Below are 24,970 nucleotides of genomic sequence, written 5' to 3' on the forward strand. Positions count from 1 at the left end.
AACGAGGTGACCAGATGGCTTTGACGCCAGAAGACGTTGTCAACAAGCGCTTTCAGCCGACCAAGTTCCGCGAAGGCTACGACCAAGACGAGGTTGATGACTTCCTTGACGAGATCGTGGTGGAACTTCGCCGCTTGAACCAGGAGAACGACGAGCTTCGCAAGAAGCTTGGCGAGGCCGGTTCGGCTGTGCCTGCTGCAGCTGCTGCTGCCCCGGTGGTTGAGAAGGTTCCGGCTCCGGTCAAGGTTGACAAGGAAGCTGAGGCAAAGGCGGAAGCTGAAGCCAAGGCTGCTGAGGCTGCCAAGAAGAAGGAAGCCGAGCAGGCTGCTGCAGCAGCATCGGCTCCCAAGGCTCCCGCAGCATCCAACACCCACACCGCTTCCGCTGAATCGGCTGCCGGCTTGCTGGCCATGGCACAGCAGATGCACGACAAGCACGTTGCTGATGGTGCACAGCAGAAGGAAAAGATTATTGCTGAGGCACAGATCGAGGCTTCCAGCCTTGTGAACGATGCCCAGGAAAAGTCCCGCAAGATTCTGGGTGCTCTGGAGCAGCAGCGTTCGGTTCTGGAGCGCAAGGTGGAGCAGCTCCGCGGCTTCGAGCGCGATTACCGCTCCCGCCTGAAGGCCTACATCGAAGGCCAACTGCGTGACCTCGACGCCCGTGGTTCCGTTGCTGCCCCTGAGGTCGGCGAAGCAACCGCTGACGTTTAGCAAGTATTCTGAAAGCCGGTGGCTGAGGACTCCTCGGCCACCGGCTTTCGCCGTTAAAGGACAATAAAGACTGACAACGGCTAAATCTGACAGCAGCCCGCACGCTTCCCGAATGAAAGCACTATGACCGACGACTTCACCGCTGACGCCACACAGCCGAAGCCCGCAGAGCGCCGTAAGTGGCGTCCTGCCATGCTCTGGCTCTTCACCGGCTTTGCCGTGTTCGCCTACGTTTTTGACCAGCTCACCAAATGGTGGGTGACCAGCACCATGACGGAGGGGGAGCGTATTCCGGTCCTGCCTCCGCTGCTGCACTGGTACTTCATCCGTAACTCCGGGGCGGCGTTTTCCATTGGCGAGAACGTCACATGGATTTTCACAATCGTCATGGCAGCCGTCTCGGTCGCGATTCTCTTTCAACTGCGAAAGTTGGGCTCGGCCTGGTGGGCGCTTTCACTCGGCCTGCTCTTAGGTGGTGCCCTGGGCAACCTGACTGACCGCCTCTTCCGGGAGCCATCCTTCGCGATGGGCCATGTGGTGGACTTCATTCAGCTGCCAAACTTTGCCATCTTCAACATCGCAGACTCGGCGGTGGTGTCCGGCGTCGTTATTATCTGTCTCCTGACACTGCGGGGGATCGGCATGGACGGTACACGTCAAGTGGCTGCCGCCAAGCCAGCCAAAGATGCCAAACCCGCCAGCGGCGCCACCGGGGAGCCCGCTGGTGAGTAAATCGGTGGTGGTACCGGAAGAACTGGCCGGGGTACGTGTTGACGCCGGGCTGGCGCAGCTCCTGGACATCTCCAGGTCAGCAGCGGCATTGCTGATTTCAGAGGGAAACGTCATCAGCGGCGGCGTTGCGCTGGGTAAATCGGCGAAGCTCGTCGCAGGCGCAGTGCTTGATGTCACGGTTCCCGAGCGGCCGGATCCCTTGGAAATCGTGGAGGAAGTTGTGGAAGGCCTGAACATCCTGCTGGACGACGAGGATTTCGTTGTCATCGACAAACCCGTGGGGGTTGCAGCCCACCCTTCACCCGGCTGGGTTGGGCCCACAGTCGTGGGAGGCTTAGCCGGTGCCGGATTCAGAATTTCCACATCAGGGGCGCCCGAGCGTGCGGGGATCGTTCACAGGCTTGATGTGGGGACGTCCGGTGTCATGGTGGTGGCCAAGACCGAGCATGCTTACACGGTGCTGAAGAAGGCGTTCAAAGAACGCACTGTGGACAAGGTGTACCACGCCGTTGTCCAGGGGCTGCCCGATCCCCTCCAAGGGACTATTGATGCCCCGATCGGACGCCATCCGGGCCACGACTGGCGATTCGCTGTGATCGAGGACGGCCGGCCCTCAGTGACCCACTACGAGGTCCTGGAAGCATTCGGCAAGGCAACACTGGTGGAAGTGCATCTGGAGACCGGCCGCACCCACCAGATCCGCGTCCATTTTTCAGCGTTGCGTCACCCCTGCGCCGGCGACCTGACCTATGGGGCGGATCCGCGCCTCGCAGCAACCTTGGGGCTCACTCGCCAGTGGTTGCACGCCCGCCAGCTCGGTTTCACCCACCCCCGCACGGGGGAGTGGGTGCAAGTCAGCAGCGACTACCCCGCAGATCTCCAGTACGCCCTGGATCTGCTGGCAAGCGGTTCTGCGTAGACTGCCATCCCGTCCCGGTTCCGCATCGTGTCGGACCCGGGACGGTAGACTGTCGTGGTGACTTCCAGCAATGATTCGTTCGTCCATCTGCACACCCATACCGAATACTCCATGCTGGATGGAGCTGCCCGGCTCGGGGAGCTGTTTGATGAAACCGAACGGTTGGGCATGCCCGCCCTGGCCACGACGGACCACGGATATCTGTTCGGTGCGTTCGACTTCTGGCGCAAAGCCACAGACAAGGGCATCAAGCCGATCATCGGCGTCGAAGCCTACGTAACCCCCGGCACTGCCCGCGGTGACAAGGAACGCGTGCGCTGGGGCGACGAAAGCCAGCGCAAGGACGACGTCTCCGGTGGTGGCTCGTACACCCACATGACGCTCCTGAGCTACAACAACGTGGGCATGCGGAACCTCTTCAGGGCCTCGTCCATTGCTTCATTGGACTCCGTCTTTGGCAAATGGCCGCGGTTGGACCGGGAGCTGCTCAACACCTACTCCGAAGGTCTCATCGCCACCACGGGTTGCCCTTCGGGGGAAGTCCAGACCAAGCTTCGGCTCGGCCTCTACCGCGAGGCCGTGGAGGCCGCAGCAGAGTTCCGCGACATTTTTGGGGCAGAGAACTACTTCTGCGAACTAATGGATCACGGCCTGGACATTGAACGGCGCGTCACCGGCGACCTCCTCCGTTTGGCCAAGGAGCTCAACCTCCCGCTGGTGGCCACCAATGACCTCCACTACACGCATGAGCACGATGCCAAGGCCCACGAGGCGTTGTTGGCGATCCAGTCGGGTTCAACGCTCCTGGAACCGACGTATGACAACGGCGGGTCCCGCTTCGCGTTCTCCGGCAGTGGCTACTACCTGAAGTCTCCGCGGGAGATGCGCGAGCTGTTCCGTGATCACCCTGAAGCCTGCGACAACACGCTGCTCATCGCCGAGCGCTGCGAAGTTTCCTTCAACACCGGCGCCAACTACATGCCGCGTTTCCCATGCCCTCCCGGGGAAGACGAGACGTCCTGGCTGGTCAAGGAAGTGGATACCGGCCTGCAGTACCGCTATCCGCAAGGCATTCCTGACAAGGTCCGGAAACAGGCGGACTATGAGCTCGGCGTCATCACGTCCATGGGGTTCCCCGGGTACTTCCTGGTGGTTGCCGACTTCATCAACTGGGCCAAGAACAACGGCATCCGCGTAGGTCCCGGCCGTGGTTCAGGTGCAGGTTCCATGGTGGCCTACGCCATGCGCATCACCGACCTTGACCCGCTGCAGCACGGCCTGATCTTTGAACGCTTCCTCAACCCGGACCGCGTCTCCATGCCTGACTTCGACGTCGACTTCGATGATCGCCGCCGCTCCGAGGTGATCGACTACGTCACCAAGAAGTACGGCGATGAACGCGTGGCCATGATCGTCACCTACGGAACGATCAAGACCAAGCAGGCGCTCAAGGACTCCTCCCGCGTGCTTGGCTACCCGTTCAGCATGGGCGAGACGCTCACCAAAGCCCTTCCGCCTGCCGTCATGGCCAAGGACATTCCGCTGGCCGACATCCAGAACAAGGAATCAAAGCGGTACAGCGAAGCAGGGGATTTCCGCCAGCTGATCGCCACCGATCCCGAGGCCGCAAAGGTCTTTGAGACTGCGCTGGGCATCGAGGGCCTGAAGCGCCAGTGGGGTGTTCACGCTGCCGGCGTCATCATGTCCTCGGACCCCATCATCGATGTCATCCCCATCATGCGCCGTTTCCAAGACGGCCAGGTCATCACCCAGTTCGATTACCCAACGTCTGAAGGCCTCGGCCTGATCAAGATGGACTTCCTGGGCCTCCGAAACCTCACGATCATTTCGGATGCCCTGGAAAACATCAAGATGAACCGGGGCGTTGACCTCGATCTTGAAAACCTGGAACTCGACGACGCAGCCTCCTACGAACTTCTGGCCCGCGGTGACACTTTGGGCGTCTTCCAGCTCGACGGTGGACCCATGCGGTCCTTGCTCAAGCTCATGAAGCCTGACAACTTCGAAGACATCTCAGCAGTTCTTGCGCTCTACCGGCCCGGACCCATGGGCGCCAACGCCCACACCGACTACGCGCTGCGCAAGAACGGGATCCAGGAAGTCATTCCCATCCACCCGGAGTTGGAAGAGCCGCTCAAGGAAATCCTCGGTGGGACCTTCGGCCTGATCGTGTATCAGGAGCAGGTCATGGCCGTTGCCCAGAAGCTGGCCGGCTACTCGCTTGGCCAAGCAGACATTCTCCGCCGCGCCATGGGCAAGAAGAAGAAGTCCGAGTTGGACAAGCAGTTCGCCGGCTTCTCCCAAGGCATGCAGGACAACGGCTACTCCATGGCCGCCGTCAAGACACTCTGGGACATCCTGCTCCCGTTCTCCGACTACGCCTTCAATAAGGCTCACTCGGCAGCGTACGGCGTGATCTCCTACTGGACGGCCTACCTGAAGGCGCACTACGCGCCGGAGTACATGGCCGCCCTGCTCACGTCCGTGGGTGATGACAAGGACAAGTCCGCCATCTATCTCAATGAGTGCAGGCGCATGGGGATCACCGTTTTGCCGCCGGATGTCAATGAGTCCTCGCTGAACTTCACTCCTGTGGGCACGGACATCCGCTTCGGTATGGGGGCCATCCGCAACGTGGGCGTCAACGTGGTGGATGCCATGGTGGCCGCCCGCACGTCAGAGGGCAAGTACACGTCCTTCAAGGACTTCCTCTTGAAGGTTCCGGCCGTGGTGTGTAACAAGCGCACCATAGAATCGCTGATCAAGGCCGGAGCGTTCGATTCGCTGGGCCACCATCGGCGTGCTTTGGCGATGATCCACGAAGAAGCCATTGATTCGGTGATCACTCTTAAGCGCAACGAAGCGATTGGCCAGTTCGATCTTTTCGCGGGCTTTGAAGACCAGGAGCCCGAAGCGTCGCTGACCACCGAGATCCCTGACCTGCCCGAGTGGGAGAAGAAGGACAAGCTGTCCTTCGAAAGGGACATGCTGGGACTTTACGTTTCAGATCACCCCCTGCAGGGGCTGGAGGGTGTCCTCAGCCAGCACGCGGAACAGTCCATTACATCAATCATCGCCGAGGATGGACCGCACGACGGCGCCATTGTCACCATTGCCGGCATGATCACCTCGCTGAGCCGCAGGATCGCCAAAGCCAGCGGCAACGCCTACGCCCGGGCCGAAATCGAAGACCTCGGCGCCTCCATGGAGGTCATGTTCTTCGGCCAGGTGTACGGGCCCATCGCGTCGGTCCTGGCGGAGGATTTGATCGTTGTGGTCAAGGGGCGGCTGCAGCGCCGCGATGACGGCGCGGTCACCCTCAACTGCATGGAGCTTTCCGTACCGGACCTCAGCGAAAGCGTGAATGGTCCCGTGGTGATCACCATTCCCACGTTCAAGGCCACCGAAGCGGTAGTAACGGACCTGCGTGACGTGCTGCGTACCCACCGCGGGAACTCCGAAGTCCGGCTCAAGCTCATGGGCGATACCAAGGTGGAAGTCATGGGCCTGCCCGTCCATATGCGGGTCAACCCAAGTCCCTCGCTCTTCGGCGACCTGAAAGTGCTGTTGGGTCCGGCCTGCCTGGATCACTAGGCAGGTGGCCTGCGCGCCCGGTCAGATCTCGTAGTCGAGCGGGGCAGGCTTGCTGTAGCCGCCGCTGTGGTACAGCAGGGGAGTGCCGTCGTCGCCGACTTGCCCGTCAACAACCTCCACCACCACCACCGCGTTGTTCTCGAAGGACAGGCGCATCTGGATCCTGCCCACGAGCCAGCCGCTGACGTCTTTGAGGATGGGGACGTCGTGGGGGCCCGGCTCCCAGTGGTCGCCGTCGAAGCGGTCGCGCGTCCGTGCGAAGCGATTGGCCAGGGCCTGGTTGTCCAGCCCCAGCATGTGGACTCCAATGTATTCCGAGTTGGCCACCGCCGGCCAGGAACTGGAGCTCCTGGCCATATTGAAGGTGAAGCGGGGTGGCTCCGCGGACAAGGAGGCCACGGAGGTGGCGGTGAATCCAAACGGGCTTCCGTTGAGGTTCGCCGTGATGATCGCCACGCCGGCCGCGTGCCGACGGAACATCTCCCTGAAAGTCTGATCGAAGCCGGATGGTTCGCTTGACACGTGGGTATTCTCCTGAATTGTGGCGGTACATCTCACCTTCAGGGTATTCCTCCCATACTGCGAGACCCACATTTTGTTGAGTAGGCATGAACCTTTGTTAATGTGTGTTGCATGACCGAGCCAACAATGCACGCCCCCGCCGTTGCAGAACCGATACCCATGGTGAAGCCGCGCAGGTCCAAGGAGGTTCTTTGGCTGGTCCTTCCGGCTGCTTTGGGCGTGGTGGCCGGGGTGATCTGGTGGCTGCTTGCTCCGGGCGGGCTGAACCTGGTGTCCGGCAATCCGGATCTTGCGACGGCGGCCAATCCTGATACGTGGCTTCCGCGGGACCTGGTCCTTGGAGCTTTGATGGTGCTGGCAGGCTGCCTCACCGGACTCATGCTTGACGGTAAGTTACAGGGTGAGGGTTCCGGGCGACGTTTGACCTTTGCCCTTGTTGGCGGCGCTGCGGGAGCGCTTATCGCGTGGCTGGTGGGGTTGCTTACCGCCCAGGTGCTGGGCCCAGCCCCGGATCCGGCTCTTGGCCCCGGGTTTGGTTTTACTCTTCGCTCCTACGCCGTGCTGGTTCTGTGGCCGGCTGCGATCGCCTTCATCACGTTTGTCCTTTCCCTGTTCGGGGTTCTGTCAAAGAAGCCCGTAAAATAGCGGGGTGACCACTTCCTCGGATACTTCTGCCCCCTCCACTGACGCCCTGAACTTCCGGAGCATCGATTTCCGGGGCCGCCACCTCTCCTTGGCGGAGCTGCGTGCGGCTGTGCCCAGGGCGCAGCATCAGACCATGGCAGACGCGGAGCAGAAGGTCCTTGACATCATTTCCGACGTCCGTAGGCGGGGCTTTGCCGCCCTGGGCGAATTGGCAAGGAAATTCGACGGCGTGGAACAGTCCCACCCCCGGGTCCCGGCTGAGGCGCTCACCAGGGCCCTGGCCGAACTTGATCCCCAGGTACGGGCCGCCTTGGAGGAGTCCATCAAACGTGCCCGGCAGTTTGCTGACCAGCAGCGCCCTGCCAACGTGGATGTCCAACTTGGCGACGGCGCTGTTGTCAGCCAAAACTGGATCCCGGTGGGTCGCGTCGGACTCTACGTCCCGGGTGGACTGGCGCCCCTGGCATCATCGGTCATCATGAACGTCGTCCCGGCGGTTGCTGCCGGCGTCGAGTCCATTGCGCTGGCCTCCCCGCCTCAGAAAGACTTCGATGGCCTTCCGCACCCCACCATCCTCGCCGCCGCGAAGCTCTTGGGCATCGATGAGGTGTATGCCATCGGTGGTGCGCAGGCGATTGTTTCGTTTGCCTACGGCATCCCGGGAAGCGGAGATGAATTGCCCCTTGAGCCTGTTGACGTGGTCACGGGACCGGGGAACATCTTCGTGGCCACAGCCAAGCGGCTGGTCAAGGGTGTGGTGGGCATTGACTCTGAGGCCGGGACGACGGAGATCGCCATTCTCGCCGACTCCACTGCGCAGGCTCCGTTGGTGGCCGCCGATCTCATCAGCCAGGCCGAGCATGACCCCAAAGCAGCCTCCGTCCTGGTGACGGACTCCGCAGAGCTGGCTGACGCCGTCGTGCTTGAACTGGCACGGCAAGCCGGTGCCACCAAGCACAGTGCCCGCGTCCTTGAGGCGCTCTCCGGGCCGCAGTCCGGTGTGGTGCTGGTGGATGATCTCGAGCAGGGCATCGCGGTCTGCAACGCGTACGCCGCTGAGCACCTGGAAATCATGACCACGGAGGCAGCCGCCGTCGCGTCGCGGATCCGTAACGCCGGGGCGATTTTCGTGGGCGATTACAGTCCGGTGAGCTTGGGCGACTACTGCGCCGGGTCCAACCACGTACTGCCCACCAGCGGGACGGCTGCTTTCTCCTCGGGGCTCAATGTCACCACCTTCCTCCGGGCAGTCCAGGTCATCAATTATGACCGCGCCGCTTTGGAGCAGGTCAGCGGTCATATAGAGAGCCTGTCCGGTGCTGAAGACCTCCCTGGCCACGGTGACGCTGTCCGGATCCGCTTCGCTCAGGGGCTTTAACCACTACATATAAGGGTGCCTACTACTACATGTAGTAATTACACGCTTGTCATTACGGGACGGCTGACCGTAAACTGGTGCCGGAAGTGAATCTTCCGGCACCTTTTGCGTATCCGGCGTCCTGCCGCATTCGATTCCGTGCCGGAGCTGTCAGGGGAGGCCCAGCGTGTATTGTCCGTTCTGCCGGAATCCCGACTCCCGCGTCGTCGACAGCCGTATGGCTGACGACGGCTCCTCCATCCGCCGCCGCCGCCAATGCCCGGAATGTGGACGCCGCTTCACCACTGTTGAAACCACCAGTTTGTCCGTCATCAAGAGGTCGGGCGTCGGTGAACCGTTCAGCCGGATCAAGGTCATCAGCGGAGTGCGCAAGGCCTGCCAGGGACGTCCCGTCACCGAAGACGACCTCGCCATGCTGGCCCAGGAAGTCGAGGAGAACATTCGTTCCTCCGGCGCAGCGGAAATCGATGCCCACGAGGTGGGCCTGGCCATTCTGGGCCCGTTGAGAAAGCTTGATGAAGTGGCGTACCTTCGCTTTGCCAGTGTCTACCAGGCGTTCGAGTCTTTGGAAGACTTCGAGTCAGCCATCTCGCTGCTCCGCCATGAGGCAGAAGAGGCCAAGGCAGGCGCCAAAGAAGCCACAGGTTCAGGAAAGAGCCAACTCTAGCTCCGGTGGCGGCAGCGGAGGGGAAGCCGCAGCCGTCACCGGCATCAATGACGGTCCGGCGTCATCGCCCGCCAGCCACGGGGAGCACCGCTCCCGTAATGTATCCGGCGGCGTCGGACATCAGCCACATCACTGCAGCTGCCACCTCTTCCGGTTCAGCTCCACGCCCCATGGGAATAGTTGGGTTCAGTCGCTCCACCCGGTCCGGCATTCCCGCCGCCGCATGAAGACCGGTGTTGGTGCTCCCCGGGGCAACGGCATTGACACGGATGCCCTGTTTGGCCACTTCTGCTGCCAGACCCACCGTCAGGACGTCAACGGCGCCCTTGGTGGCCGCGTAGTGGACCCAGGTGCCGGGCGAGCCGGCCTTGGTGGCTGTGGAGGAGATGTTGACGATGGATCCGCCGTTGCCGCCGTTGGCTGTAGAGAGTCTCCGGACGGCTTCCTGGCACATGAAGATCATGCCGGCAACGTTCACGTCAACAACCCGCTGGACCGTTTCGGCCGGTACTTCCACCAGGGTACCGATCAGATTCCCGGTGACAGCCGCGTTGTTGATGACGGCCGTTACGGGACCCATGACGGCAGATTCGTCGAACAGGCGTACGACGTCGGCGGGCTGGCTGACGTCTGCCTGCACGGGCAGCGCCTGGCCGCCGTGGGCAATAATGTCCCGGACCACCGCCTCGGCGCCGTCGCTGTCTGCAGAATAATTGACCACGACATCATAGCCGGCAGCCGCCGCGGCCTTTGCCACGGCGGCACCGATCCCGCGGCTGGCGCCCGTGACGATCGCGACTCCCGCTGCATTACCCCTGGCAGTAGTCCGGTCCCCGGCCATGCCGCGGCTACTTCGCGAGTTTGTGGTGCAACGCGACCTCAAGCGCGGCGCCCACGATCCCGGCGTCGTTCTTCAACTTTGCCGTGACGATCTTGGTCCGCAACTGAAGGTGCGGGAAGTACTCGTCGGAGCGCTTCGAAATGCCGCCCCCCACAATGAAGAGCTCAGGGGAAAACAGGAACTCAACGTGCTGGAGGTAGCGGTTCAACAGGACACCGTACTCGTCCCAGCTCAGGCCATCGCGTTCGCGGGCCACAGCTGAGGCTTTCGTCTCGGCGTCATGTCCGTCCACCTCGAGGTGGCCGAGCTCAGCATTGGGGACCAACTGACCGTTGAAGATAAAGGCGGATCCGATCCCTGTACCCAAGGTGATCACCAGGACGGTGCCATCCACACCTTCGCCGGCGCCGTAGCGGGCTTCGGCGAGGCCCGCCGCGTCGGCGTCATTAATGACCTCAACGGGGCGGCCAAGGCGCTTGGTGAACGTGGCATCGATGTCGGTGCTGAGCCAGGTCTTGTCCACGTTGGCCGCCGAGTTGACCACGCCGTGCTGAATGATGCCCGGGAAAGTTACTCCCACCGGCGTGTCCGCTGCCGGAGCATCGGGACGGCTGGAGAGTTCCTCGACGATTTGGGCAACTACCTCAGCCACAGCCTCAGGGGTGGCGGGTTGCGGAGTGGGGACGCGGAAGCGGTCGCCAATCAGCTTGCCCTTCTTCAGGTCGACAATGCCGCCCTTGATGCCGGTGCCGCCGATGTCGATACCGATCAACGGGGCGTTCTTGTGGGTCTTCTCATCCTTCTTGGACAATGCATTTCCGATCATGGCAGGAGGGGATGGGCATGGCACAGCCGCCCGGGCTGCGGGGACCTTCCAGAGAGCTCAGGGAAGGGTAAGGATTTCCGCGCCGGTCTCGGTGACCAGCAGGGTGTGTTCGAATTGGGCCGTGCGTTTGTGGTCCTTGGTGACAACCGTCCAGTCATCGGACCACATCTCCCATTCGATGGTGCCGAGGGTCAGCATGGGTTCGATGGTGAACACCATGCCTGCCTCGATCACTGTGTTGTACGCCGGGGCTGCGTCGTAATGCGGAATGATGAGGCCGGTGTGGAAGGCCTCACCCACGCCGTGGCCGGTGAAATCCCTGACGACGCCGTAGCCGAAGCGTTTGGCATAGGACTGGATTGCCCGGCCGATTACGTTGATTTCGCGGCCAGGGGCCACGGCCTTGATGGCCCGGTTGAGTGACTCCTGCGTACGCTCAACCAGCAAACGGGACTCTTCATCCACGTCGCCAACCAGGAAAGTGTAATTAGTATCCCCATGCACTCCGTTGATGAAGGCGGTGATGTCAATGTTCAGGATGTCGCCATCCTGGACCACGGTTGAGTCGGGGATGCCGTGGCAAATGACTTCGTTGAGGGAGGAACACAGCGATTTGGGGAACCCGCGGTATCCGAGTGTGGAGGGGTATGCCTGGTGATCCAGAAGAAACTCGTGGCCAACCCTGTCCAGCTGGTCCGTGGTGACGCCGGGCTGGATGTGCTTGCCTACCTCGACGATCGCCTGCGCGGCGATCTTTCCCGCAATCCTGATCTTCTCGATGGTCTCAGGAGACTTCACTTCAGAACCGGTGAACTTGGCGGGTGCCTTCTTGCCTACATACTCCGGCCTGGGAATGGATGCCGGGACGGGTCGTTCAGGGGTGATGGTTCCCGGAGTGAGGGCGCCAATGGGTGCAGTCGAAGCAAGAGAAGGCATAGATTGATCATATAAGGCACACAAGAGACGCAAGTAACAAAGCATGGCCGGGTACCCGTGACCCCGCCAACGTTACGCGTCGAAGTCACCAAATGGAGGAGGAGAAGTGACGGAGTACTGGTACAACGTCAAAACGCACGAGATCGAAGAGGACGCAATGTCCGATTGGACCCAGCTGATTGGCCCCTATAAAACCAGGGAAGAGGCTGAGCACGCCTTGGAGAAGGTCAAAGCACGCAATGAGACGTGGGACGCCCAGGATGACGACTAGCTGTACCAGCCCGGTAGGCAGGCCCAGGCAACTGGAAGGCCGCGACTAGAAGGAGTGCTCGGGTCCGGGGAACTGTCCGGACCGGACATCCTCCCCGTAAGCGGCCGCCGCATCACTCAATGTGGTGCGGAGATCCGCGTATTGCTTGACGAATTTTGCCATCTTTCCTCCTCGCAATCCTGCCATGTCCTGCCATACGAGCACCTGCCCCGTGGTGCTCTTGCCAGCGCCGATACCGACGGTGGGCACCCGCAAGGCGGCATCCACAGCGGCTGCGGTTTCGGCCGGGACCATTTCCATGAGGACACTGAAAGCGCCCGCATCCTGCAGGGCAACTGCATCCTCCACGATCCGCTGGGAGTCATCCCCACGGCCCTGAACGCGGTAACCACCCAACGAGTGCTCGCTCTGCGGCGTGAAGCCAACGTGGGCCATAACCGGGATACCGGCCTGCACCATGGCTCTCACGGTTTCCGCGTAGTAGGCCGTGCCTTCGATCTTGACGGCATGGGCCAGGCCCTCCTTGAGGAACCTGACGCCAGTGGCAACTGCCTGTTCTTTGGACACCTCATAGCTGCCAAAAGGCAGGTCCGCCACCACCAGCGCGCGCTTGGCAGACCTGCTCACTGCCCGCGTCAAGGGCAGGAGCTCGTCCACCGTGACGGGAAGGCTCGTCTCATTGCCGAACACATTGTTGGAAGCGGAGTCGCCTACCAGCAGGACTTCAATTCCGGCCTGATCAAAGATCTCGGCGGTGTACTGCTCATAAGCGGTCAGCATTGCAAAGTGCTCACCGTTGTCCTTGGCCTGCTGGAGATGGTGTATCCGGACCCGGCTGACAGGCTTCCTGCCCGCCGCTGACGGCGCAGGGGCAGCAGCTGCCGGGCCCGTGCCGTAGGGTGCGGGAACTTCGGCGGGCGTGGTGGACTCAGGAAGGTTGCTCGGGGCCATGGATAGAGCCTAAGCGGTGCCGACGGCGGCTGCCACCAGTGTGCTCGGCGTCACCTTATGTAAACGCTGTGTTACGCGCAGGTCCTGCTGCGGCATTAGCACGGAACTCTTAGTAGAGTGAAGGCTGAGCTGTCGTGGCTTCTATCCATTGAAACCAGCGGCATGGACACCGAATCGGAAAAGAGGCCCTATGGACCGCCAGCAAGAGTTCGTTCTGCGGACGATCGAAGAGCGTGACGTGCGCTTCGTACGCTTGTGGTTCACCGACGTCGTGGGTTCCCTCAAATCGGTGGCGCTTGCGCCGGCCGAAGTGGAGGGTGCCTTTGAGGAAGGCCTTGGCTTTGACGGTTCAGCCATTGAAGGCCTGGCCCGGGTGTTCGAGTCGGACATGCTTGCGCAGCCGGATCCGTCCACGTTCCAGATCCTGCCGTGGCGTGGCGAGACAGAGCAGACGTCGCGGATGTTCTGCGATGTCCTCACCCCCGACGGTGAGCCATCTGCCGCCGACCCCCGCAACGTCCTCAAGCGGACCCTTGCGAAGGCCGCTGATATGGGCTTCACCTGCTACACCCACCCTGAGATTGAGTTCTATCTGTTGAAGTCCAAGGACCTCGGTCCTGACGGCGCTCCTGAGCCCGTGGACGAAGGCGGCTACTTTGACCACGTACCAGGTGGCGTAGCGCAGGACTTCCGCCGTACTGCGGTCACCATGCTCGAATCCGTCGGCATCTCGGTGGAATTCAGCCACCACGAGGCCGGCCCGGGCCAGAACGAGATCGACCTCCGCTATGCGGATGCGCTTCAGACCGCGGATAACATCATGACGTTCCGGACGGTCATCAAAGAAGTTGCCCTTCAGCAGGGTACGTACGCCACCTTCATGCCCAAGCCGTTCACGGACCACCCCGGTTCAGGCATGCACACCCACTTCTCGCTCTTCGAGGGCGACACCAATGCGTTCTTCGAAGCCGGTGCCGAGTTCCAGCTGTCCAAGACGGCTCGCCAGTTCATTGCTGGAATCCTCAAGCACGCTCCTGAATTCACAGCCGTCACCAATCAGTTCGTCAACTCCTACAAACGCCTCTGGGGCGGCGGCGAGGCCCCCAGTTACCTGAGCTGGGGCCACAACAACCGCTCGGCGTTGGTTCGCGTTCCGCTGTACAAGCCCGGCAAAGGCCAGTCGGCGCGCATCGAATACCGCGGTATCGACAGCGCAACCAACCCGTACCTGGCTTACGCCGTCCTGCTGGGCGCCGGTCTGAAGGGCATCGAGGAAGGTTACGAGCTTCCCGCCGCAGCTGAAGACGACGTATGGTCGTTGACCACCGCGGAGCGACGCGCCATGGGGCACGCTCCTTTGCCGGCCAGCCTCCACGATGCCATTCGCGCCATGGAGGAATCCGAATTGGTGGCCGAGATCCTGGGGGAGCAAGTGTTCGAACACTTCCTGCGCAACAAGCGCGCGGAATGGCAGGACTACCGCCTCCAGGTCACCCCGTACGAGTTGCAGCGCAACCTCGGCATTCTCTAGGCCAGGGCCATGAGCCTTGCGCGTCGGCTCATCTCAGCCGGATTCAGTGACCTCGAAAAAGGCGAGCGGTTCCTCGCTGCCCCGGAACTTGACGGGATAGATGAGGACGCCCTGTTCGCCGGGCTTTCCTTGTCCGCTAGCCCGGATACCGCGCTCCAATCTTTGGTCCGGCTGATCGAGAAGAATCCGGGGCTGAAGAAGCTGGCCGCGGCGGATCAGGACACCAGCGAGCCCATGTACCGGCTCCTGGGTGCCTCGGAGGCTCTGGGGGAGTTCCTCATGCGGCGTCCGGAGCACTTGGATGTGTTCAATGTCAGGGTCAGCCCGGAGCCGGTTCAGGCCTCCAGTGAAGAGCTCCGGGCCCGGCTGCTGCGCTCCGTGAAAGCCGAGCCCGGTGCCCAGCGACCGGTTGCCGGAATGACAGGGCTGCCGGCCTACGCGGCCCTCCGGAGTGCGTACCGTCGCGGTCTGACGGAGTTGGCCATCCGTGATCTCTGCGCAGCCTCGCCGCAGGACTACATGCCCGCGGTGGGGGCTGAGCTTGCCGACTTGGCAGGTGCCGCCGTTGAAGCGGCGCTCGCCGTCTCCAGAGCCGAAACCGCGGGCCAGTTCGACGCGGAGGAGATCGCGGACGTCGGCCTGACCGTCATCGGGATGGGCAAATGCGGAGCCCGCGAGCTGAACTATATTTCCGACGTCGATGTCATTTACGTCATTGAGTCGGAACAACTCGACGATGCCAAAGCAGCCACCATCGGAACAGCCCTGGCCTCGGGAATTTCACGTGCCATTTCCTCTTCCGCTCCGGAACCCGGATTGTGGGAAGTGGACGCCAACCTTCGGCCGGAAGGAAAATCAGGGCCATTGGTGCGTACTCTGGCCTCGCACCTGAGTTACTACGCACGGTGGGCGCAAAGCTGGGAGTTCCAGGCGCTGCTGAAGGCGCGGACCATTGCCGGTGATCGGGACCTGGGGCAACGCTATGAGAAGGCCGTGGAGCCTCTGGTGTGGGCCTCAGCGGGCCGTGAGGGCTTTGTGGAGTCCGTCCAGGCCATGCGCCGAAGGGTGACCGATTACATTCCGGCGGCCGAGGAACAGCGACAGATCAAGCTGGGGCGCGGCGGACTCCGCGACGTTGAATTTACGGTGCAGCTGCTGCAATTGGTGCATGGAAAGGCTGACGAGTCACTTCGTTGCCGGGACACCACTTCTGCCATCGCTGCCTTGTCTGCCGGCGGGTACATCGGGCGGTCGGACGCCGCGGCCTTCGACAACGCGTACCGGTACCTGCGCCTGCTGGAACACAGAATCCAGCTTTTCCAATTGCGTCGGACCCACCTCATGCCCGTTGCTGAGGATGCCCAGCGCTTCCTGGCCAAGGCTGTCCTGGGTCCGTTCGCCTTGGAGCGCCCACACCCTGACCAGTTGATGGCCACGTGGCAAAAGACCAAGAAGGCTGTCCGCGAACTGCACGAGCGCATCTTTTACCGGCCGCTGCTTAACACTGCTGCAAAGCTGAGCAGCGAGGACGCGAAGCTCAGCCCGGAGGCAGCGCAAGGCCGGCTGGCCGCACTTGGCTATGTGGACCCTCAAGGTGCCATGCGGCACATTGAGGCACTCACCGCGGGAGTCAGCCGACGCGCTGCGCTGCAGCGGCAGCTCTTGCCTATCCTTTTGGGATGGCTCGCCGAAGGCGTTGACCCCGACGCCGGACTCCTCGCCTTCCGCAGGGTCAGCGAAGCGCTCGGTACCACCCACTGGTACCTGGGCCTGCTCCGGGATTCTCAAGCGGCAGCCGAGCGCCTCTGCCAAGTCCTGGCCAACTCCCGGCTGATTTCGGATCTGTTGGAAGTATCTCCGGAGTCCGTCGCATGGTTGGGCAGTGACAAGGACCTCGTGCCCATCCCCTTTGAAGCCCAGTGGCAGGAAATCCGTTCCAAACTCTCCCGCCACGCTGATCCCGAGAGTGCCATGAGGCTGATCCGGCTGATCCGGCGTCGGGAGATCCTGCGTACCGCAATTGCGGACAGCGCCGGCTTGCTCGATCAAGATGCCGTGGGCTTGGCCTTGTCCGAAACGGATCGCGCGGCGGTTCTCGGGGCATTGCATGTAGCAGAGGCCGCCATCGCGGCGTCGGGGCCTTTGAAAACCGATGTCCTGGTGGTGGCGATGGGTCGGCAGGGCGGCCGGGAGATCGGCTACGGCTCCGACGCGGACGTTATCTACGTCCACCGTGCCCGTCCCGGGTTCACTGATGCCGAGGCCCAGGAACAGGCAACCACCATCGTGGCCAAGGTATCCAGCTACCTCACCCAGCCGCTCAAGCCCGCCATCATGGCCGAACGAGTACTCATGGTGGATGCAGACCTCCGTCCCGAAGGCAAGAACGGCGCTATGGTGCGGTCCTTGGATTCGTATGCGGAATACTACCGGCGGTGGTCCCTCATTTGGGAGGCGCAGGCCCTGCTTCGGGCCCGCCCGATGGCGGGCTCGGATGAGCTTGCCGCCGACTTTGTTCGTCTCATTGATCCGCTTCGATACCCGGAGCAACTCGCGGACAACGACCTCCGGGAGATTCGCCGTGTTAAGGCGCGGGTGGAGTCCGAGCGTCTGCCTCGTGGCGCTGATCCGGCCCGTCACGTCAAGCTTGGCCGGGGCGGCCTGAGCGACGTCGAATGGCTGGTGCAGTTGATGCAGCTCCAGCACGCCGGAAAGCACCCGGAGTTGCGGACGTCCTCAACCCTGGATGCACTGGCTGCTGCCGAAAAGTTGGATCTCATTGCCGAAGACGACGCGGCGCTCCTGCGGGAGGCGTGGCGGCTCGCCAGCAGGATCCGCTCCGCCAACGTCATTGTGACCGGACGCGCCTCGGATCTGCTGCCCTCATCCCGTAAGGACCTTGAGGCTGTGGCTCGCTGGTGTGGTTACGAACCCGGGAACGCTGGTCATTTCGAAGAGGACTACCTCCGGCTGAGTCGACGGGCCCGGGGCGTTTTTGAGAAGGAGTTCTACGGCCACTGAGGCATGGCCGCGGACGCCCTTTCACGGGCGTGCCGCAGCATGGTGACAACCGGGGCTCCCGGCGTGAGGGTCCCGTCAACGACGTAACCTTCTTCGCGGTCCCGGAGCGTCTCCACCATCCTTTGCTGCCATGACTGCAGTTCACCCAGATGGGCAGGGTCTTTGGCGAGGTTGTACCGTTCCTGGGGATCGGCGTCGAGGTTGAAGAGTTCCTCAGTTCCCTCGCCGGATCCCCAGATGTATTTGTGGTGGCCATCTGTCAGCCAGTGCAGGTTCTGTCCCCAGTACACGTGCTCGCCGTGAAGGACCTCCCTCACCGCTTCGCTGCTTTCGCCCTGGACAATGCGGGCCAACGATTTTCCGTCTACGGACTCCGGGATGGGCAGCCCTGCAAGGTCCAGCAGGGTGGGCATGATGTCCCTGAGCTCCACCACGTGATCCACCACCCTGCCACGAGCGGCTTTCGGGGCGGCAGGAGAATTGGCGATGATGAACGGTACGCGGGAGGACCCTTCATACGGCACAGCTTTTCGGAACATATGGTGATCGCCCATCATTTCGCCGTGGTCGCTCGTGAAGGCAATCACGGTGTTCTCGTGCAGGCCGAAGTCGGCCAGGGATTCCTTGATGCGGTTGATCTGCAGGTCAATCTGGGCCATGAGGCCGTAGTAGCCCGCCCTGGCCCGATGGACCACGTGGTCCGGGATCCTGCCGTAGCTGGCCTGATAGTTTCCGTCTTGTCGATGCTCATCCCAGTGATGTTCCCAGTCACCTTCCACAGCTTCATAAGGCGGTATGTTGAGGTACTGCTCAAAAGCCCACGACGGCGGGTCATAGGGCGGGTGCGGGCGATGAAAGGAGAGATAGAGGAAGAAGGGTTTGACGGGATCGCGCCTGTGCATCCATTCGATGGCTTGGGTGCCGATCCACTGCGTGGGATGCAGGTTTTCTGCCTTGTCCCAGGGGCGGGCGACGATCGAATTGCAGTTGACGCCGTGATCGAAATACTCCGCGTCCGGGCCCACCCCGGGTTGGCGACGGAGCCACGGCACGTAGTCGTCAAATTTTGCGAAGTGTTGTTGGTGTTCCTGCCTGGCATGGTGCAGATATCCGTCGTGAAGGATGACGTCGTCAAAGTCGAGCCTGGAGCGCTCCGGCCACACATGCATCTTCCCGATGGCTTGGGTATGGTACCCGCCCTTCCTGAATTCGCCCTGTACCGTCACAGGATGGACCGCATGGAACGGCACGCCGTCGTTGTAGCCCACCCGGCCATGCCGTTCCTGTGATTGCCCGGTGAACAGGGCCACGCGGGCAGGTACGCACGACGGTGTAGCAGAATAGCCTTTGGAAAACCGGACGCCGTTACGGGCGAGGTCATCGAGGTGGGGTGTCTCCACAAAGGGATGGCCGTCTGCGGACAAGCAGTCACCCCTCCACTCATCAACGCAGATAAGGATGACGTTGGGCTTGTTCATCGGAAGTGGTCCCTTCATCGCACTTAACGGTTGTGACAATCCTAAGAGGAGAGACTCTGGAAATGCTTGAAGATGACTTGGAAGAAGAATTTCCAATCGAAAGTGATCACTTCGACCATGGCGATGTTTGGCTGATACCCCTCAAAATGCTCGACGACGACGCCCGGGCCATTCACCTTGGCGCGGTAGCGGAGTTGGCCGTGGAGGCAGGGCAGCGGGATTTTGTGGGCGATCCGCTGCGCATGATGCTGATCTCTCTGGAAGAGGAATCCCGCTTCCCGTATGTCATTGAGTCCGGGGGAGTCGCGGTTGGCGTACTGACCCTCCAGTCCGGGGCGGCCACACTGGCAGGCTGGCCCGATGACGAGTCTGTGTGGCTGTTGCGGGGATTTCTCATCGACTCTAAAAGCCAAGGCCGCGGACTCGGCACCTCGGCTGCGCGGGCCGCGTCGGAGGAGGCGCGCAAGCTGACGTCCAGGCTGGGAGGCGGACAGGCCGGCGTCGTGCTTTCCGTCAACGAGCGCAATCCCGCAGGCCTGGCCGCGTATACAAAGGCGGGATTCACGGACAATGGCCGCTATGTGGGCGGAACCGCGGGACCACAAAGAACAATGGTGAAGCTGTTCCGGCCGAGGATCCCGCAGTAACCAAGTAGTCGGCCGGGTACAGTGCCGGAAAAACGAGTACACACTACTCGTGCCCCAAGGCAGGGCCTGCAGGCAGCATGGTCGGTATGACAGCCTACGTGATTGAATCAGCAGCCCTGCTCCATCGCTGCCAGTGCTGCGGTGAAGAAACCGAGCACGTCTTCTGCCCGGACTGCGCAGCTCCGGAAGAACTCGGAAAGACGCCCACTACCGCGCACTGACCCTGCCCCGGACCCTTCGGTTCGGGATCGCATGACCAAAAGCTAAGTATCCTTATAGACTTCTCATGTATCTGATCTCAACGCATAGGGGAAGTACATGGAATACAACGGAAATCCGACTGAGAGGGCCATTCCTGCCGGAGAACTGGACCGGCGTCACGTTGGCCATTCTGTGAGCTTTCAGCCCAACGATTTCACCGTGGTCTTCGGAACGATTGCTGGTATCGCCAGGACCGAAGCCCTTGTGTACCTATCGCTGGCCGGCGTCTCCGGGGGTACTCATCTGAAAGACGAATACGATCTTCCCATCGATCACAACGTGTACCTTCAGTTGGACCCGCTGGGTAGCGCGGAAAAGGGAATCTCTGATGCCGCGAGTTTCGTTAAGGACAAGCTGGACGAGATCACCAAGAACCTCAGGGACCGCGACCAAGGCAAGTCTGAGTAGCCCGCACCAACAAAAGAGGCCAGCCTCCGTCTATTGGGACGGAGGCTGGCCTCTTTGCTATGCGGTGATCTTAGACGCCGTAGTAGAGCTCGAACTAAACAACCGTGGTTGGGCCTGTCAGTGGGTGCCACAAATCCGCGAGTTTGCAGGAATTTTGGGGTTGTAGGTGATGGGCTGATTTAGGGGTTAATCGGTCCTCTTGCGGACTTTCTGCGGACTGCGGTCCTTATGGCCTCTTAGGGATGCGCGGCGCCCGCCGTGGCGACGCATCCGGGGGCGGTTTTTTGCGGTTCATGACCTTAATAGCGTCAATGTCCTCTGCGCTGAACCTTAGGCTGTCCCCGAACGTGTGGTGCAGCCATTCTTGAGTCTTCTTTAACCTGTAGGCGTGCGAACGAGTGATCTTCAAGAGGCCGGATACTTCCATGATTGTGTATAGCTGTTGATCCATGCCGAGGATAGGCACGCCGGGGCCCCGTTGTGAACCACAGACAAGGCTTGACTTGCGCCGAAGTTTCAGAAGTACTGCGGACTACTGCGAGCAGTGTCACCTACGCGGTTCCGGGCATGAACACCACCACCGGTGACATGACGGGGTGGACGAAGGTTGCCCAAAAACTGCATAACCTGCTTCCTCAGGGAAGTGCTGTGGTTTCCTGGATTGGGTACGAGACCCCGCCTGCCCCTGCACTGGATAACAACCTCAACCTCGGCGTTCTTGACGTGAATCGAGCGGTCGCGGGTGGGCAGAAACTCGCCGGGGCGCTCGGTGGCCTGTCTGCAGTCCGCGGGGAGAGCGCGCCGCAACTCAATATTGTGGCTCACTCGTACGGGAGTACCACTGCCGCGGTGGCACTGACGCAGCCGGGTATCAAGGTGGATAACTTCGTCACGCTCGGCTCGGCAGGTTTACCCGATAACGTCCATACTGCCGCTGACCTCAACGCAGGACACGTATACTCCGGTCATGCGCGCGACAAGATCCCTGGCGAAACCGAAAGCGGTGACCAGTGGGCCTGGACTGGCCGGGAAGGCAGCCGTGACCACCACGTGAACCCGATTGAACCTGAGTTTGGTTCCCACGCCTTCGGCACTGATACCGGCGACGCCGGGCGGGCCGTGACCGACCACAACGGTCTTATGTCTGATGGTGGCGAGCAGGCGGGATATTTTGACGAGCGAACAGAGTCTCTAAAAAACGTAGCCTGGGCAATCAGGGGAGAAGCCGAGAAGATCACCCCGTATGTCCCGTTAGGGCCGACTGATCTGCAAGAGGCCCTATTGGAAGGAATGTCGAATGCCAGCGGTTAAGACGCATATACGAATTCTCACGGCCGCGACGGCCGTGCTCATGATGGGAATGACAATAACCGCATGCGCTGAGAAGGGGCCAAGCACGACAATGTCTGACGATGCGACGCCTGACAAGACAATCAGTGCCAGGGAAGGGCGGGATCGCGTGGTCGAACTCGTCATCAACGCCACCAAGCAGCTCGACGTCACCGGTTGGTGGCCCCGCAACGGCGTCGCCGGAGCACAGGAGTGCTCCCTCGGAAAGGGCGAGAAGGGCGCCAGCTATGGTTACGACCACTGGGCACCCCAAGGAATCGACCATATCGAGGACGCCAAACGGGTAGCCGAGTATTGGAAATCCCTAGGGATGACCGTACGCACCGTGAACCCGACAACACATCCGACCGTTTTCGCAGAGGGTGGTCCTGTCCTTCGGGCTGAGTTCGATACTGATGCATCTGACAAGTCGTACAGCGTTGGTGCCACTGCTCCCTGCTCGCCGGGAGACGCTTGGGAGCTCAACGTTGAAGATCAAGCCGAGCGGGATCAGGGCAAAGTACTCCCCGGGGATGAAGGCGTTGTCGTTCGAAAAGATCCGCCGCAATAACTCCCTGTTGGTGGCATTCTCCTTATGCCTGAAGACGATTTGCCAAGTCCGCGTTTCCTGACGATTGAGCAGGTAGCGGAGGACTGGAAAATACGTAGGCCATGCTGCCCACCGACACAAAGCGCAATCTTTGTCTCCCGGCGCATACACCACATGGAAGTTGCGCCAAGGCTGCGCCGTGGGCGCATGTGACAATTCATCCGCGATGGTGACGTTGGCGTTTCGTCAGCATCTTGGTCAAAGGAGGCTTCGGCCCACACGGTTCATTTCGGCATTGAGTACATGCTCGACAGTGCGTTTGAACGTCCACATCCATTGGTCTATGCCCGTATCCGAGGACTACTGCTCCTGGTTTTGGTCTGAGGTTCCCGGCGAGCCCTGAGCGGGTGTGGAATTGGGCATGGAAAAGCCGACCCCAAGGTGGTGAAACCTGGGGCCGGCTTTTTCTGTATTCAGATTCTTGCGGACTGCCTGCGGACTATGACCGCTTCTGCCGCGTGATCTAGCTAGACGCCGTAGTAGAGCTCGAACTCGTAGGGGTTCGGGCGCAGTGACAGCGGGCGGATCTCGTTCTCGTACTTGTAGTCAATCCAAGTATCGATCAGGTCCTGGGTGAAGACGCCGCCGGCCTGGAGGAACTCGTTATCCTCGCGCAGGGCCTCGAGTGCTTCTTCCAGGGAGCCCGGAGCCTTGGGGATGTCCTTGGCTTCCTCGGCCGGGAGCTCGTAGAGGTCCTTGTCAATGGGAGCCGGGGGTTCAATGCGGTTGCGGATGCCATCGATGCCGGCCATCAGCTGGGCAGCGAACGCCAGGTACGGGTTGGACGAGGGGTCCGGAGCGCGGAACTCGATGCGCTTGGCCTTCGGATTGGTGCCCGTGATCGGGATACGGATACCGGCGGAGCGGTTGCCCTGCGAGTAGACCATGTTCACGGGGGCTTCGAAGCCCTTGACCAGTCGGCGGTAGGAGTTAACCGTCGGGTTGGTGAAAGCAAGAACTGCGGAGGAGTGCTTCAGCAAGCCGCCGATGTACCAGCGGGCCATGTCGGAAAGGCCAGCGTAGCCCTTCTCGTCATAGAACAGCGGGTCGCCGTTGCTCCACAGCGACTGGTGGCAGTGCATGCCCGAGCCGTTGTCACCGAACACAGGCTTCGGCATGAACGTGACGGACTTGCCCCAAGCATCTGCCGTGTTCTTGATGATGTACTTGAACTTCTGCAGGTCATCAGCAGCCGCGGTCAGCGTGGTGAACTTGTAGTTGATCTCAGCCTGGCCGGCGGATCCAACTTCGTGGTGGGAGCGCTCAACCTCAAGGCCGGCCTTGTCCAGTTCGATGCACATGGCATCGCGAAGGTCAGCCTGCTTGTCGGTGGGGGAGACCGGGAAGTAACCGCCCTTGACGGGGGTCTTGTAACCGAGGTTTCCACCCTCTTCCTTGCGGCCTGTGTTCCAGTGTGCTTCTTCAGAGTCAATCTTGTAGAAGCTGCCCTGCGGGGAGGACTCGTACTGGATGTTGTCGAAGACGAAGAACTCGGCTTCGGGAGCGAAGAAGGCGGTGTCGGCGATGCCTGTGGATGCCAGGTACGCTTCAGCCTTCTCTGCCACGCCGCGGGGGTCGCGGTGGTACGGGTCGCCCGTACGGGGGTTCACGATGGAGAAGTTCAGCGCGAGAGTCTTCTCGATGCGGAAGGTGTCGATGAAGGCCGAGGTCACATCCGGGATGAGCTGCATGTCGGACTCGGCGATGCCCTGGAAGCCGCGGATGGAAGATCCGTCGAAGAGCTGGCCGTGGACGAAGAAATCGAGGTCGACGCTCTTGGCCGGCACGTTGAAGTGCTGCTGGACACCAGGGAGGTCGGTGAAGCGGATATCGACGAATTTGACGTCTTCGTCTTTGATGAACTTGAGGACTTCGTCCGCAGTCTTGAACATCTATGCTCCTTATGCATATCAAGTAACAGGCCCGGAAGGCCGCGTGGTGCAGCCCATACCAAGGGTCCGGAGACACAAAAAGATCCCCGTGCCGTGGTGGCTGGCAACTCATACCACCATAGGGAGATGGGATTTCCCGGGGGTGTCAGTATTGTTTCCGGCAGGTTACAGAATCATCTGTTGTGTAAACGGTAGTCGGCTGTCCGGTGTCCGGTCCATCCGGGTCCGGTGGGCGAACACCCGGGGCGTTGCGCGCCGATCAGTCTTCCCGCGGGTCGGTCAGCAGGCATGCCAGCCGTTAGGCTTGGAGTGTGGTGGATCGAAAAGACATTGGCTCCTGGTTGAGCGGCCCGGATACTTCCGGAATCTCCAAATATCCCGGTGAACGGCTGGGCTTGCCCGAGTCCGGTCCCGGCTCCATGGCGCGGGCCGGGCGCCGCATCCTTGGCATCGTGGTGGACTGGACCATCGCCTTGGTGATCAGCAATTTCGCCTTCGGCGGTAATTCGTGGGCTACCTTGGCCATTTTTGCTGCAGAGCAAATCCTCCTGATCGGAACGCTGGGATACAGCATCGGACACAGGATCGCCGGCATCCATGTGGTTCGTCTGGGTGGTGGCCCCGCAGGACCATTGGCCGCTGTGGTGCGGACCGTCCTACTCTGCCTGGTCATTCCTGCGGTGGTGTTCGACCCCGACCAGCGCGGTTTGCATGACAAAGCGATGAACACCATCCTCATCAGGATGTAGCCGAACGCCAGGTTAGCTGGCTCTGCGA

Annotated in this window: 22 protein-coding genes; 15 read left to right on the forward strand and 7 right to left on the reverse strand. The window is 61.3% G+C overall.

Going from position 1 to position 24,970, the window contains the following annotated elements; all coding sequences use genetic code 11:
• Positions 1 to 14 precede the first annotated feature (14 nt).
• From AR689_RS05635 to dnaE, 4 genes are all read left to right on the forward strand, one after another.
• A complete protein-coding gene (locus tag AR689_RS05635; RefSeq protein ID WP_062067924.1) occupies positions 15 to 713 on the forward strand; it encodes a DivIVA domain-containing protein in 699 nt (232 codons plus the stop codon).
• A 123-nt stretch (positions 714 to 836) separates the two neighbouring features.
• Entirely contained in the window at positions 837 to 1,445 is a 609-nt protein-coding gene (gene lspA, locus AR689_RS05640; RefSeq protein ID WP_062067926.1) for a signal peptidase II, read from the forward strand.
• On the forward strand, positions 1,438 to 2,364 hold the full coding sequence (locus AR689_RS05645) for an RluA family pseudouridine synthase (protein ID WP_062067928.1): 927 nt from the start codon (positions 1,438 to 1,440) through the stop codon (positions 2,362 to 2,364). Before lspA ends, AR689_RS05645 begins: the two co-directional genes overlap by 8 nt.
• A gap of 57 nt (positions 2,365 to 2,421) precedes the next feature.
• A complete protein-coding gene (dnaE, locus tag AR689_RS05650; protein ID WP_062068641.1) occupies positions 2,422 to 5,979 on the forward strand; it encodes a DNA polymerase III subunit alpha in 3,558 nt (1,185 codons plus the stop codon).
• A 21-nt stretch (positions 5,980 to 6,000) separates the two neighbouring features.
• On the opposite strand, the gene AR689_RS05655 is transcribed toward dnaE, so the two are convergent.
• Entirely contained in the window at positions 6,001 to 6,501 is a 501-nt protein-coding gene (locus AR689_RS05655; protein WP_062067930.1) for a flavin reductase family protein, read from the reverse strand.
• A 111-nt stretch (positions 6,502 to 6,612) separates the two neighbouring features.
• Between AR689_RS05655 and AR689_RS05660 the strand changes: the two genes are divergently transcribed.
• From AR689_RS05660 to nrdR, 3 genes are all read left to right on the forward strand, one after another.
• Complete coding sequence (locus tag AR689_RS05660; RefSeq protein ID WP_062067932.1) at positions 6,613 to 7,146, forward strand: hypothetical protein; 534 nt, start codon at positions 6,613 to 6,615, stop codon at positions 7,144 to 7,146.
• A gap of 4 nt (positions 7,147 to 7,150) precedes the next feature.
• Positions 7,151 to 8,524: a histidinol dehydrogenase gene (gene hisD / locus AR689_RS05665; protein ID WP_062067934.1), complete on the forward strand. Its 1,374-nt coding sequence runs from the start codon at positions 7,151 to 7,153 to the stop codon at positions 8,522 to 8,524.
• Between the two features lie 166 nt (positions 8,525 to 8,690).
• Positions 8,691 to 9,191 (forward strand): transcriptional regulator NrdR, encoded by a 501-nt coding sequence (nrdR, locus tag AR689_RS05670; RefSeq protein ID WP_082697816.1) that lies wholly within the window; start codon positions 8,691 to 8,693, stop codon positions 9,189 to 9,191.
• Between the two features lie 61 nt (positions 9,192 to 9,252).
• Here nrdR and AR689_RS05675 read toward each other — a convergent pair whose 3' ends face one another.
• The 3 genes from AR689_RS05675 to map form a co-directional block, all read right to left on the reverse strand.
• Positions 9,253 to 10,032 (reverse strand): SDR family oxidoreductase, encoded by a 780-nt coding sequence (locus AR689_RS05675; protein WP_062067938.1) that lies wholly within the window; start codon positions 10,030 to 10,032, stop codon positions 9,253 to 9,255.
• Positions 10,033 to 10,039: 7 nt separating this feature from the next.
• A complete protein-coding gene (ppgK, locus tag AR689_RS05680) occupies positions 10,040 to 10,843 on the reverse strand; it encodes a polyphosphate--glucose phosphotransferase (protein WP_062067940.1) in 804 nt (267 codons plus the stop codon).
• A 72-nt stretch (positions 10,844 to 10,915) separates the two neighbouring features.
• Entirely contained in the window at positions 10,916 to 11,794 is an 879-nt protein-coding gene (map, locus tag AR689_RS05685; protein ID WP_062067942.1) for a type I methionyl aminopeptidase, read from the reverse strand.
• A gap of 106 nt (positions 11,795 to 11,900) precedes the next feature.
• Between map and AR689_RS22975 the strand changes: the two genes are divergently transcribed.
• Positions 11,901 to 12,065: an SPOR domain-containing protein gene (locus AR689_RS22975; RefSeq protein ID WP_156424532.1), complete on the forward strand. Its 165-nt coding sequence runs from the start codon at positions 11,901 to 11,903 to the stop codon at positions 12,063 to 12,065.
• A gap of 45 nt (positions 12,066 to 12,110) precedes the next feature.
• Here the strand turns inward: AR689_RS22975 and panB are convergent, their stop codons facing one another.
• Entirely contained in the window at positions 12,111 to 13,016 is a 906-nt protein-coding gene (gene panB / locus AR689_RS05690) for a 3-methyl-2-oxobutanoate hydroxymethyltransferase (RefSeq protein WP_062067944.1), read from the reverse strand.
• A gap of 190 nt (positions 13,017 to 13,206) precedes the next feature.
• On the opposite strand from panB, the gene glnA (AR689_RS05695) reads away from it, so the two are divergent.
• On the forward strand, positions 13,207 to 14,547 hold the full coding sequence (gene glnA, locus AR689_RS05695; protein ID WP_062067946.1) for a type I glutamate--ammonia ligase: 1,341 nt from the start codon (positions 13,207 to 13,209) through the stop codon (positions 14,545 to 14,547).
• A gap of 9 nt (positions 14,548 to 14,556) precedes the next feature.
• Entirely contained in the window at positions 14,557 to 17,568 is a 3,012-nt protein-coding gene (locus tag AR689_RS05700; protein WP_062067948.1) for a bifunctional [glutamine synthetase] adenylyltransferase/[glutamine synthetase]-adenylyl-L-tyrosine phosphorylase, read from the forward strand.
• On the opposite strand, the gene AR689_RS05705 is transcribed toward AR689_RS05700, so the two are convergent.
• Complete coding sequence (locus AR689_RS05705) at positions 17,556 to 19,046, reverse strand: arylsulfatase (protein ID WP_062067950.1); 1,491 nt, start codon at positions 19,044 to 19,046, stop codon at positions 17,556 to 17,558. The genes AR689_RS05700 and AR689_RS05705 overlap by 13 nt on opposite strands.
• 62 nt (positions 19,047 to 19,108) lie before the next feature.
• Between AR689_RS05705 and AR689_RS05710 the strand changes: the two genes are divergently transcribed.
• From AR689_RS05710 to AR689_RS05730, 4 genes are all read left to right on the forward strand, one after another.
• Positions 19,109 to 19,693 (forward strand): GNAT family N-acetyltransferase, encoded by a 585-nt coding sequence (locus AR689_RS05710; protein WP_062067952.1) that lies wholly within the window; start codon positions 19,109 to 19,111, stop codon positions 19,691 to 19,693.
• A 318-nt stretch (positions 19,694 to 20,011) separates the two neighbouring features.
• Positions 20,012 to 20,362, forward strand: a complete 351-nt coding sequence (locus AR689_RS05715; RefSeq protein WP_062067954.1) for a hypothetical protein — start codon at positions 20,012 to 20,014, stop codon at positions 20,360 to 20,362.
• 480 nt (positions 20,363 to 20,842) lie between these two features.
• Positions 20,843 to 21,673, forward strand: coding sequence for an alpha/beta hydrolase (locus AR689_RS05725; RefSeq protein WP_286158871.1), 831 nt, complete (start codon positions 20,843 to 20,845; stop codon positions 21,671 to 21,673).
• 91 nt (positions 21,674 to 21,764) lie between these two features.
• Positions 21,765 to 22,262 carry a hypothetical protein gene (locus AR689_RS05730; protein WP_156424533.1) on the forward strand — a complete coding sequence of 166 codons (498 nt, stop codon included), beginning with the start codon at positions 21,765 to 21,767 and terminating at the stop codon, positions 22,260 to 22,262.
• 506 nt (positions 22,263 to 22,768) lie between these two features.
• On the opposite strand, the gene glnA (AR689_RS05735) is transcribed toward AR689_RS05730, so the two are convergent.
• The gene (gene glnA / locus AR689_RS05735) at positions 22,769 to 24,193 is read right to left on the reverse strand and encodes a type I glutamate--ammonia ligase (protein ID WP_024820496.1); all 1,425 of its coding nucleotides are present in this window, start codon (positions 24,191 to 24,193) and stop codon (positions 22,769 to 22,771) included.
• Between the two features lie 311 nt (positions 24,194 to 24,504).
• Here glnA (AR689_RS05735) and AR689_RS05740 point away from each other — a divergent pair, with 311 nt between their 5' ends.
• Complete coding sequence (locus AR689_RS05740; protein WP_062067962.1) at positions 24,505 to 24,942, forward strand: RDD family protein; 438 nt, start codon at positions 24,505 to 24,507, stop codon at positions 24,940 to 24,942.
• Positions 24,943 to 24,970: the final 28 nt, after the last annotated feature.

It is taken from the genome of Arthrobacter sp. EpRS71 (assembly GCF_001512285.1).
GTDB lineage: Bacteria > Actinomycetota > Actinomycetes > Actinomycetales > Micrococcaceae > Arthrobacter.